Origin of the sequence: Micromonospora sp. DT178 (assembly GCF_049841695.1) — a bacterium.
Lineage (GTDB): Bacteria > Actinomycetota > Actinomycetes > Mycobacteriales > Micromonosporaceae > Micromonospora.
The window spans coordinates 1-10,769 of the sequence record NZ_JBNCKV010000034.1; the positions used below are offsets into that span (position 1 = coordinate 1).

The 10,769-nt window shown below is 73.4% G+C and carries 9 protein-coding genes; 5 read left to right on the forward strand and 4 right to left on the reverse strand.

Features of this window, described 5'->3' with window-relative positions:
• Positions 1 to 936: 936 nt before the first annotated feature.
• On the forward strand, positions 937 to 1,278 hold the full coding sequence (locus tag ACLQ22_RS31760; protein ID WP_121398382.1) for a hypothetical protein: 342 nt from the start codon (positions 937 to 939) through the stop codon (positions 1,276 to 1,278).
• Positions 1,275 to 1,934: a nucleotidyl transferase AbiEii/AbiGii toxin family protein gene (locus tag ACLQ22_RS31765; RefSeq protein ID WP_425695561.1), complete on the forward strand. Its 660-nt coding sequence runs from the start codon at positions 1,275 to 1,277 to the stop codon at positions 1,932 to 1,934. Before ACLQ22_RS31760 ends, ACLQ22_RS31765 begins: the two co-directional genes overlap by 4 nt.
• A 182-nt stretch (positions 1,935 to 2,116) precedes the next feature.
• On the opposite strand, the gene ACLQ22_RS31770 is transcribed toward ACLQ22_RS31765, so the two are convergent.
• Positions 2,117 to 3,019: an SDR family oxidoreductase gene (locus tag ACLQ22_RS31770; protein ID WP_425695566.1), complete on the reverse strand. Its 903-nt coding sequence runs from the start codon at positions 3,017 to 3,019 to the stop codon at positions 2,117 to 2,119.
• Positions 3,020 to 3,229: 210 nt separating this feature from the next.
• On the opposite strand from ACLQ22_RS31770, the gene ACLQ22_RS31775 reads away from it, so the two are divergent.
• Positions 3,230 to 5,020, forward strand: a complete 1,791-nt coding sequence (locus tag ACLQ22_RS31775) for a bifunctional metallophosphatase/5'-nucleotidase (protein WP_425695562.1) — start codon at positions 3,230 to 3,232, stop codon at positions 5,018 to 5,020.
• Positions 5,021 to 5,157: 137 nt separating this feature from the next.
• Here the strand turns inward: ACLQ22_RS31775 and ACLQ22_RS31780 are convergent, their stop codons facing one another.
• From ACLQ22_RS31780 to ACLQ22_RS31790, 3 genes are all read right to left on the reverse strand, one after another.
• Positions 5,158 to 6,834: an ABC-F family ATP-binding cassette domain-containing protein gene (locus ACLQ22_RS31780; protein ID WP_425695563.1), complete on the reverse strand. Its 1,677-nt coding sequence runs from the start codon at positions 6,832 to 6,834 to the stop codon at positions 5,158 to 5,160.
• Positions 6,835 to 7,098: 264 nt separating this feature from the next.
• Positions 7,099 to 7,290, reverse strand: a complete 192-nt coding sequence (locus ACLQ22_RS31785; protein WP_425695564.1) for a hypothetical protein — start codon at positions 7,288 to 7,290, stop codon at positions 7,099 to 7,101.
• Positions 7,291 to 7,428: 138 nt separating this feature from the next.
• On the reverse strand, positions 7,429 to 8,559 hold the full coding sequence (locus ACLQ22_RS31790) for a geranylgeranyl reductase family protein (RefSeq protein ID WP_425695565.1): 1,131 nt from the start codon (positions 8,557 to 8,559) through the stop codon (positions 7,429 to 7,431).
• A 150-nt stretch (positions 8,560 to 8,709) separates the two neighbouring features.
• Between ACLQ22_RS31790 and ACLQ22_RS31795 the strand changes: the two genes are divergently transcribed.
• Both ACLQ22_RS31795 and ACLQ22_RS31800 read left to right on the forward strand, forming a co-directional pair.
• Positions 8,710 to 8,946, forward strand: coding sequence for a hypothetical protein (locus tag ACLQ22_RS31795; protein ID WP_416613223.1), 237 nt, complete (start codon positions 8,710 to 8,712; stop codon positions 8,944 to 8,946).
• Positions 8,947 to 9,037: 91 nt separating this feature from the next.
• Positions 9,038 to 10,474: an MFS transporter gene (locus tag ACLQ22_RS31800; protein WP_425695567.1), complete on the forward strand. Its 1,437-nt coding sequence runs from the start codon at positions 9,038 to 9,040 to the stop codon at positions 10,472 to 10,474.
• The last annotated feature ends 295 nt before the right edge of the window (positions 10,475 to 10,769 follow it).

The window sequence follows — 10,769 nt, forward strand, 5'->3', positions numbered from 1 at the left end:
GGTGTCGGTCATCGGGCCGGCGGCCACACCACCGGCGAACGCCAGACCGGCGATACCAAGAACGCTGTTACGAATGATCGTGTTCATCAGAGATGCTCCATTCGGGGGTTGGCACCCGCACCGAGGGGGATCGGCTACGCGGATGCAAGCACCGTCCGGCGCCCATGAACTCAAGGGGGAAACTCCAGCGGAACTGGAGGGATCTCCGGCGTCGTACCGGAGGAAAGATCAGATCAGCCCTACCGGCCGGGTGTCCGACCTGTGGTGGCCGGAAGAGGCCGGCTGTTTCGCGGGGCAGGGGGATGCCCTCATGTCGGCTCGTGCGGGGCGGGGGATGCCCTCACGTCGGCCGGACCATGTGTAACGACCGCCGGCCCGCCATCATTCCGCGGGCCCGCACCATCCCATCGGGGCGGCCTGGCCTTGGCGGCGGTGGGTCTTGCTCGGTCGTACGCAGGGTGTAACGACCCCGCCCCCGCCACGATTCCGCCCCCACGATGCCCCCGATCACACGCCGAAACCCGGCACCCACGCCGTCAAGCGACCCGACGACGATCGGGGCACCTGCTCGACCAGGGCCGCACGGGACAGCCGTCACGAAACCGGACACCCAACCCAGGTGGAATGGCGGGGTGAGCCGTGGAGATCTTGGTAGGAAACGGCCCGTGGAGGGGCCGTTTCCTACCAAGATCTGAAAGGGGGAGGCCGGCGGGCGGACGGCCTGAGCGGGGCCCGGCCGGTTGCGGGCGCGAGAGTGGGCACCGACGGGGTGTGGCCCGCCGTGCCCGAACCACGACGACCACGTCGAACCCAGCCAGGGCGACCTGCACGAACCGACGCCGAGGAACGCGAAAACCGTCCCGACCGCGCCCGCCACGCCGCGACACCGGCGAAACCGCGAACCCCAGCGGCCCGACCTGGGGTTACCCTGACAACATGCAGGCCCTCTCCCCCGCTCCGACCCGCGCGGCCCACCTGGCCCGTCCGGGCCGGCCCGCCGTGGTGGCCCGCACCCTCACCGAGCTGACCGGCCCCACCCGTGGCGTGGTGGAGCTGCCGGTGCGGCTGATGTGGAACGCCGACCGCACCTTCGACCTGGGCGACCCGGACGAGCTGCTCTGGATGTACGAGAACGTGCTGCGGGAGACCACCCGCGCGGAGGATCTCCGGCTGCTCATCAACGGGCGCACGCTGCGCCGGGTGTGGCGGCTGCTCAACCTGCCCCGGGGCGTACGCCAGGCGTGGGAGAGCCGCCACCGGGGGCTGCGCACGGCGTGAGCACCGCGCACCCGCACGAGTTCTATCGCGAGGTGGCCCGGGTGGCCCTGTCGGCTGCCGGGCCGTACCGGTTCGTGCTCGGCGGCGGGGTGGCCTGGGCCGCGCACGGGCTGGTGACCCGCCCGACGGAGGACGTGGACCTGTTCGCGGACGTGGAGGGGGCTGCCGCCGCGGCGGCGGACGGGGTGCGGACGGCACTGGAGCGGGCCGGGTTCGAGGTGACCGACGCCGATCCCGACAGCGAACTGGCCGAGCTGTTCGACGGCTTCGACCGGGACCTGAGGGACTTCGTGGTGAGCCGGGACGGGCGGCTCATCCGGCTCAGCCTGGCCCGCCTCGACCGGCACCGTAGCCCGGTGGTGATGGACCTCGGCCCGGTGATGGACGTGCGGGACCTGATGGCGAACAAGACCGCCGCCCTGGTCAACCGGCGGGAGGTCCGGGACTACATCGACGTCGCGGCGGCCCTGGAGCACCACGACGTGGCGGAGCTGCTGGAACTGGCCCGCCAGCTCGACCCGGCCCTGGACGAGGACGACGTCCGCGCCGCCGGCCGCTACCTGGACCGGCTGCCCGACCGCCGGTTCGCCCGCTACGGCCTGGACCCCGCCGCCATCGCCCGGGTCCGCACCCGCCTGACCCCCTGGCCCCGCTGACCACCCCCACACCCCATCTCCCGCGTCGATCATGCACTTTCGATGGGCGGAAAGTGGCGATCCTTCCCTTTCGCGGGGCACCACAAGTGCATGATCGACGCGGGCCAAGGGCGCGGGCCAAGGGCGCGGGGCAGGGGCGCGGGGGCAGGGGCGCGGCGGTGGGGCCAGGGCGCGGGGGCGGGTCACTTTGTGGGGCGGCCGCCCGTGACGCCGAGGATCTCGCCCGTGACGTAGCTGGACTCCTGGGAGGCGAAGAAGACGTACGCCGGGGCCAGCTCCGCCGGCTGGCCGGGGCGTCCCTCCGGGGTGTCCTGGCCGAACTTCTCGACCTTCTCGTTCGGCATCGTCGCCGGGATCAGCGGCGTCCAGATCGGGCCCGGCGCCACCGCGTTCACCCGGATCCCCCGCTCGGCCAGGTCGGCGGCGAGTGCCTTGGTGAAGTTGGCGATCCCCGCCTTGGTGGTGGCGTAGTCCAGCAGCTGCGGCGACGGGTCGAACGCCTGGATCGACGAGGTGTTGATGATCGCCGAACCCTCGGCCATGTGCGGCACGGCCGTCCGGCAGAGCCAGAACATCGCGTACAGGTTGGTCTTCAGCACCCGGTCGAACTGCTCGTCACTGATGCCGAGGATGCCCTTGTCCTGTGCCATCTGGTAGGCCGCGTTGTTGACCAGGACGTCGATCCCGCCGAGGTCACGCACGGCCCGATCGATCAGCTCCTGGCAGTGCCCCTCGTCGGTGATGTCGCCGCGTACCGCGATGCCCTTGCGGCCGGCCTCCTCGACCAGCCGGACGGTCTCCCGGGCGTCGGCGTCCTCCTCCTCGCTGAGGTAGGAGATGAGCACGTCGGCGCCCTCCCGGGCGTACGCGATGGCGATCGCGCGGCCGATGCCGGAGTCGCCACCGGTGATCACCGCCCGCCGGCCGTCGAGCTTGCCGCTGCCGCGGTACGACTCCTCGCCGTGGTCCGGCTTCGGGGTCATCTCCTGAGTCGAGCCGGGTGGCGTCTGCTGCTGCTTCGGTTGTCCCTCCTGCTGGCCGTACTGGCTGGTGGGGTCCTGCTGGGTGTGCTGGTCCTCGCTCACCGACGTCTCCTCGCGCACCGGTCGGGTCTGGGTCTCCACCGCCGTACCCTGCGGCGGCAAGCGGAAACGGCCGGCGCGGTGTTACACGGACAGGTCCGGGTGGGCCGGTGTGATGAAACACCTCGGGCTGCTGTGGCAGGAGTGACCGCCGCTCGTTTATGGTGCGCTCGGCGCTCATCGGGCGCCCAGAACCCCATGGAAGGGCACCTCATGACCTCTCCCTCCGGCCCGTCGCGTCGGACGGTGCTCGCCGCCGCGGCCGCGGCGGCGAGCGTCCCGCTGATCGCCGCCACCCCCGCCCAGGCGGCCGGCGCGGCCCGGTCGCGGACCTGGGACCTCACGATCCTCGGCACCTCGGACACCCACGGCAACGTCTACAACTGGGACTACTACTCCGACGCCGAGTACGACGACAGCAAGCACAACGACGTGGGCGTCGCCAAGCTGGCCGCGCTGGTCAAGCAGATCCGCGCCGAGCGGCGGGGCCGGGCGACGCTGGTGCTGGACGCCGGCGACACGATCCAGGGCACGCCGCTGGCCACCTTCTACGCCAAGCAGGAGCCGATCACCACCACCGGTGCGACGCACCCGATGGCCAACGCGATGAACGTGCTCGGCTACGACGCCGTGACGCTGGGCAACCACGAGTTCAACTACGGCCTGCCGCTGCTGGCGAAGTGGATCTCGCAGCTGGGCTTCCCGGCGCTGGCCGCGAACGCCGTCAACGTCGCCACCGGCAAGCCGGCCTTCCTGCCGTTCATCATCAAGAAGGTCTCCGTCGGCTTCGCCGCACCGCCGCTGCGGGTCGGCATCCTCGGCCTGACCAACCCGGGCAGCGCGATCTGGGACAGGGCCAACGTCGAGGGCAAACTGCGGTTCGACGACATGATCGCCACCGCCGCGAAGTACGTGCCGATCATGCGGGCGCGCGGCGCCGACATCGTGCTGATCTCCGCCCACGGCGGCGACAGCGGCACCTCCAGCTACGGCCCGGAGCTGCCGATCGAGAACCCGACGGCGCTGATCGCCCAGCAGGTCCCCGGCATCGACGCGATCCTGTTCGGCCACGCCCACGCCGAGGTCGCGGAGAAGTTCGTGACCAACGAGCGGACCGGCGAGCAGGTGCTGCTCACCGAGCCGTCGAAGTGGGGCCAGCGGCTGAGCCGGATGGACTTCACCCTGGCCCGCGAGCGCGGCAGCTGGAAGATCACCAAGAAGACCGCCGCCCTGTTGAACACCAACACCGTGGCCGAGGACCCGAAGGTCCTCGCCGCCGTGCGGGCGCAGCACCAGAAGACCGTGGCGTACGTCAACCAGGTCGTGGCCCGCTCCACGGTGGAGCTCTCGGCGGCGGAGAGCCGCTACCGGGACACCCCGATCCTGGACTTCATCAACCACGTGCAGACCGAGGTCGTCGGCCAGGCGCTGGCCGGCACCTCGTACGCGGACCTGCCGGTGCTGTCGATCGCGGCGCCGTTCAGCCGGACCGCGGTCTTCCCCGCCGGCGACGTGAAGATCCGCGACGTGGCCGGGCTGTACGTCTTCGACAACACCCTCGAGGCGGTCGTGCTCAGCGGCGCCGAGGTGCGCGCCTACCTGGAGTACTCGGCGAAGTACTTCCGGACCCTCGCCCCCGGCGCCCCGGTCGACCCGGCCGCGATCAGCGACCCGGCCGTGCCGGACTACAACTACGACGTCTTCTCCGGCCTGGAGTACGACATCGACATCTCCAAGCCGGTGGGCCAGCGAGTCACCCGCCTGGTGCTGCCCGGCACCGACACGCCGGTGGCGGACAACGCGCAGTTCGTGGTGGCGGTGAACAACTACCGGCGCAGCGGCGGCGGCAACTTCCCCGGCATCGTGAAGACCCAGGTCTACAACGAGCAGCAGGAGATCCGTCAGCTGCTGATCGACTGGGCGCAGGCCAAGGGCACCATCGACCCGGCGGACTTCTACCAGCCGAACTGGCGGCTCGTACGCGAGGGCGTGCCGGTCTTCTGATCCCCGATCACCGGACGGGCCGTGGGCGGATCGCCCTGCGGCCCGCCCGGTGCCCGCCGCGGCCGCGCCGGCCCGGCCCGTACGCGGGCCGCGCCGGCCCGGCCCGTACGCGGGCCGCGCCGGCGCGGCGAGCCGGGTCACCGGCGTTCGTGGCCGGCGGCCCGACCCCCGATCTCCAGACGCGGCCAGTCGGCGAGGTCCCGCAGCAGCTGCCGGTCGTGCGTGGCGACCACGACGGCGGCGCTCGTGGCGCGGATCGCGTCGGTCAGCTCGTCGACCAGCGCCGACGACAGGTGGTTGGTCGGCTCGTCGAGCAGGACCAGCCCGGGCCGCCCGGCCAGCGCCAACGCCAGGTCGAGGCGCCGCTGCTGCCCCTGCGACATCCGCCCGACCGGCGTGCGCATCGCGTCGGAGTCCAGCAGCCCGAGCGCCCCGAGCGGGACGGCGTCGGCGTCGCGGAGCGCCCCGCCGCCCACCAGCAGCCCCACGTGACGGGCGTGGACCTCCCGGGCGGTGAGGCCGGGGTCGTGCCCGGCGGTCTCCTGGTCGATCAGGGCGATCCGGGCCTCCTTCGCCGTCCAGACGCGTCCCTGCGTGGGCCGGAGCGCACCGACCAGCACCGCGAGCAGCGTGGACTTCCCGGCACCGTTCGCCCCGGTGACCAGCAGCCGGTCGCCGCCGTCGAGGGTGAGGTCGACCGGTCCGGCCAGGCGCCCGTCGACGGCGACGCCGTACGCCCGCAACTGTGGCGCGCCCGGCCGGACGCTCAGGTCGGGCCACCGCAGGGTCGGCGGCGGCTCGGGCACGTCGATCCGGTGCGCCCGCAGGGCGTCCTGCTGCCGGCGCAGAGCCTGCACGACGCCCGGCGCGCGGGACTGGCGCTGGTGCTTACCGGTCCCCTTGTCCGGCCGCCAGCCGGTGGAGAGCCGGTCGCGAGCCTTGGACACCGCGCTCTGCAGCCGCTGGTGCTCGGCCTGCTGCTCCTCGTAGTCCTGCTCCCAGGACTCACGTTCGCGGCGCCGGGCGTCCTGCCAGGCGGCATGGCCGCCGGCGTACAGGCGCGGCGTCCCGTCGCGGGTCGGGTCGAGGTCGAGGAACCGGTCCGCGACGTCGCGCAGCAGCGCCCGGTCGTGGCTGACGACGGCGAGGCCGCCCTCGTGCTCACGCAGCCGGCGGGTCAGGAAGTCCAGCCCGTCGGCGTCGAGGTGGTTGGTCGGCTCGTCGAGCAGCAGCACGTCGTGCCGCGCGCCGAGCAGGCAGGCCAGCCGTACCCGGTAGCGCTGCCCGACCGAGAGCTGCGACAACGCCCGGTCGCGGTCCGTGCACGCGCCGAGGGCCTCGAGGGCGACCTCGATGCGGCGCTCGGCGTCCCACGCGTCGAGCCCGGTGGCGGCCTCGAGCGCGGCGGCATAGCGGTCGTCGGCGCCGGGCTCGCCCGCGGCCACGGCGAGCGACGCCTCGTCCAGCGCGGCGAGGGCCGCGAGCGACGCGGCCAGCGCCGCGGACGTCAGGGTGCCGACGGTCTCACCCTCGCGCGCGGGCAACTCCTGACGGGCCAGGCCGATCGTGCCGGCCCGCTGCACGGTGCCCTCGTCGGGCGAGATCAGGCCGGCGAGGACGTGCAGCAGCGTCGTCTTGCCGCGGCCGTTCTCGCCGACGACGGCGACCCGGGACCGGGCGGAGACGGTCACCGACACGTCGTTCAGGACGCGCCGGGAGCCGCGGACGACGGTGACGCCGTGGGCGCGGACGTGCGCGGCACCGCCCGCCGTGGCGGGCAGGGACATGGTTTCGGAGGTCGGGGTGAGGTTCAAGGGTGCTCCGCAGCTCGTGGTGGAGCCGGGCAGCAGCAAGCGGCCGCCCGGCGGGAACCGGGACGGCGAGCGCGGATTCAGCAGAGAGCAGGCGCCGCCGTCAGCGGACGGAGCGGACCTTCTGCGACCAGATACCTCGTGCCATGACGGCAAGGTTAACAGCGCCGGCGCGCCCGCTCCTCCGGATTTCGCTCCGTCGGACGCGCCGCACGAAGAGCCGGCGGAACCGTCGGGGAGCTGCGCCGCAGCTCCCCGAGCACGGCGTCAGGCCCCGTGCCGCAGGTCCCACCGGTCCCGCTCGTCACCCGGATCCGGCTGGTCCCGCCGCGGATCGGTCTCGGTCAGCGCGGTCCGCTCCTCCGGGCGGACCGCGGGCGGCAGCTCGCCGAAGCGCACGTGCCGCAGGAAGCGGTACTCGTCGTCGGTGAACGACGGTTCGGAGCGGTCCTCTGCCATCACTTCTCTCCTTCGACGTCCCTCATTGTCCGCGGTGGTGACGGCGGACACCACCGCTAAGGCATCCTAGGATCCTGGGCGAAAGGTCGAGCCCGACGCGCGCGTCGGGGGAGACCTCCTCGGCGCGCCGGCCGGGGTTCAGCCGCCCGGCGGCCGGTCCAGCAGCGCCAGCGCCGCCCGCACGGGAACACGGCGCAACGTCTCGTCGAAGCTCGCCCGGCCCTGGCAGAACCGCACGAACATCCGCCAGCCCGGCGGCGTGGCCAACAACGCGTGGAAGACTCCCGGCCGCCGGGCGAACACGTCGAGCAGCCGGTGCCCGGCGCGCATCGACGGCACCAGGTCCCGGGCGACCGCGCCGTCGTAGCCCGCCAGGTCACCCGCGGCGACCGCCGCACCCGCCAGTTCGCCGGAGCGCAGCGCGTAGCTGATCCCCTCCCGGCTCCACGGCTCCAGCAGCCCCGCCGCGTCGCCCGCGACCAGCACCCGGCCCCGACGCAGCGGCGAATCCTCGGCCCGGCAGCGGGTCAGGTGGCCGGAGTCGTGCGCCGGCTCCACCCCGGACAGGCCCAGCCGGTCGACGAACCCGCGCAGATAGGCCCTGGTCCGCTCCCCCTCACCCCGGGCGGCGATCACCCCGACCGTCAGCCGGTCGCCCTTCGGGAAGACCCAGGCGTACGAGCCGGGCAGCGGACCCCAGTCCAGCAGGAGGCGGCCCCGCCAGCGGGCCTGCTCCTCCGGCGGCACGGGCAGCTCCAGCTCCAGCCCCAGGTCCACCTGCCGGTGGCGCACCCCCACGTGCCGGGCGGTCACTCCCGAGGAGCCGTCCGCCCCGACCACCGCCCGCGCGTGGACCGTGTCCCCGTCGGCGAGTCTGAGGCGTACGACGTCGGGGTCCTGCTCGACCGCGCGGACCGCGACGCGCTCGCGCACCTCGGCACCGGCGGCGACCGCGGCGGCGCGCAGCCGGTCGTCGAACTCCTCCCGGCGCACCATGCTCACCAGCGGACCGCTCCGATGGCGGCGGGTGAACCGGCGTCGCCCGTCCCGGGTGAACGTCACCCGGTCGACCCGATCGTGCGCGGGCACCTCGATCCGACCGGCCACCGCCGCGAGCGAGGTGCCGATCAGACCGCCCCCGCAGGTCTTGTAACGCGGATGCGCGGCGCGCTCCACGACCAGCGTGCGGACACCGGCGCGGGCGGCGGCGTGGGCGGCGGAGAGCCCGGCGGGGCCGGCGCCGACGACGGCCAGATCCCAGACGATCACGGGTGCAGCCTAGGGCAAGCCGCGGCCTCCGGCGCCGACGGCGCGGCCACGCGGCACCGCCCGATCGGGTGGGCATCTTCGCCCGTCCACCGGGTAATCGCGCGGCGCGACCGCCCGCGCAGGGGCGGGACAGGCGAAGGGGGAAAGGCCATGCGGCAGGTGCAACTGTCGGATGTCGAGGAGAAGGTGTACGACGCGGTCGCGGCGCTGGAGGCCCGGGGACAGGTGCCGTACCCGGACCTGATCGCCGAGGAGGCCGGGCTCACCGAGGAGCAGTTGCGGGCGCCGCTGCACCAGCTCACCGAGAAGAACCTGTTGCACCGGGAGGACTCGCCGATGGCCGGGCTGGACTTCGGGCCCCGGTTCTGCGCCCGCCAGATGGCGTGAGCCCTCGGGCGCCTCGCGATGGTTCGCCTCCCGGGGACCGGGGTAGCGCTCGACGATGCCCGATCACCGGTTCACGGGAGGCACGATGAGCCTGGCGGGTACGCCGCCACCGGCCGACGCCGCCGCGCCGCCGGACGACCGGCGCCGCTGGCAGGCACTCGGGGTCGGGCTGGTCGCCGCCTTCATGACGCTGCTCGACGTGAGCATCGTCAACGTCGCCGTCCCGTCGATCGACCGCGCCCTCGAGGCCTCCCCCAGCGACCTGCAGTGGGTGCTCTCCGGGTACGCCCTGACGTTCGGGCTGGTGCTGGTCTCGGCCGGCCGCTTCGGCGACGCGCGCGGCCGGCGAAGCGCGTTCGTCTTCGGGATCGCCCTGTTCACGCTGGCCAGCGCGCTGGCCGGGCTGGCCGCCTCGCCCGGGTGGCTGATCGCGGCCCGGCTGCTCCAGGGTGCCGCCGCCGGGGTGGTCAACCCGCAGGTCACCGGGCTGATCCAGGAACTCTTCCAGGGGCCGGAGCGGGGTCGCCCGTTCGGGCTGCTCGGCGCCACCATCGGCATCTCCACGGCCGTCGGCCCGCTGCTCGGCGGCCTGCTGATCGCCATCGGCGGCGAGGCGCACGGCTGGCGGTGGGTGTTCTTCGTCAACGTGCCGGTCGGCGTTCTCGCGGTGGTCCTCGGCTGGCGGCTGCTCCCCGGCCGACCGGTCGGCCCACGGGACCACCGACGGCTGGACCCCGTCGGGGTGCTGCTGCTCGGCGTCGGAGTGCTGCTCGTGCTGTTGCCGCTGGTGCAGCAGGAGTGGCGGGGCCCGGCGAAGTGGCTGCTCGTTCCGGCGGGGCTGCTCACCCTGGCCGGCTTCGGGGCGTGGGAGCGGTGGTACGGCCGGCGCCAGGAACCGCTGTTCGACCTGCGGCTGTTCGGCTTCCGGTCGTACACCCTCGGGTCGCTGATCGCGCTCGTCTACTTCGGCGGGTTCACCGCGATCTTCTTCATCTTCACGCTCTACCTGCAGAACGGCCTCGGCTACAGCGCGCTGGTCGCCGGCCTGGCCATCACCCCGTTCGCGCTCGGCTCGGCCGCGGCGTCCGCGCTCGGTGGCCGGATCGTCAACCGTTTCGGGCGCCCCCTGGTCGCGGTCGGGCTGCTCACCGTGGTGGTCGGGCTCGTCGCGGTGGTCGTCGTGCTCGAACTGGCCCCGAGAGGCGCCGCCGTGCCGTGGCTGACCGCGGCCCCCCTGCTGGTGGCCGGGCTGGGCAGCGGCCTGGTGATCGCGCCGAACCAGACGCTGACCCTGTCCCAGGTGCCGGTGCGGCAGGCGGGCAGCGGGGCGGGCATGCTCCAGACCGGCCAGCGAATCGGTTCCGCCGCCGGGATCGCTGCCGTCGGCTCGATCTTCTTCTCCTCGCTGGCCGCCAGCGGTGGGGACTTCTCGCTCGCCTTCCGGCACTCGCTGCTGCTGGCCGCCGGGGTGATCGCGCTCGCGCTGGTCGCGGCCCTGGTCGACGTCGCCCTCGGCCACCGCCGGTGATGATCAGCGGCTCGCCGTGCTGATCGAGCCGCGATGGCCGCCGTCCCCGGTCCGCCACCGACATGCTGCTGGCCGGCACCCCGGGTGGGGGTGCCGGCCAGCGGCGTTCATTCATTCATTGTTGTCAGCTGTTCCAGTGCTCGGCGACGAGGTCAGCGGCCTGCTGCTCCCACTGGGCGTAGTGGTCCGGGTACGCCGACACCTGCACCGTCTGCGCCGCCTTCGTCAGCGGCATGTCCTGCCAGCCGTCGACCTGCTTGAGGCCCTTCAGGAACGCCGTCGTCGAGTACTCCGG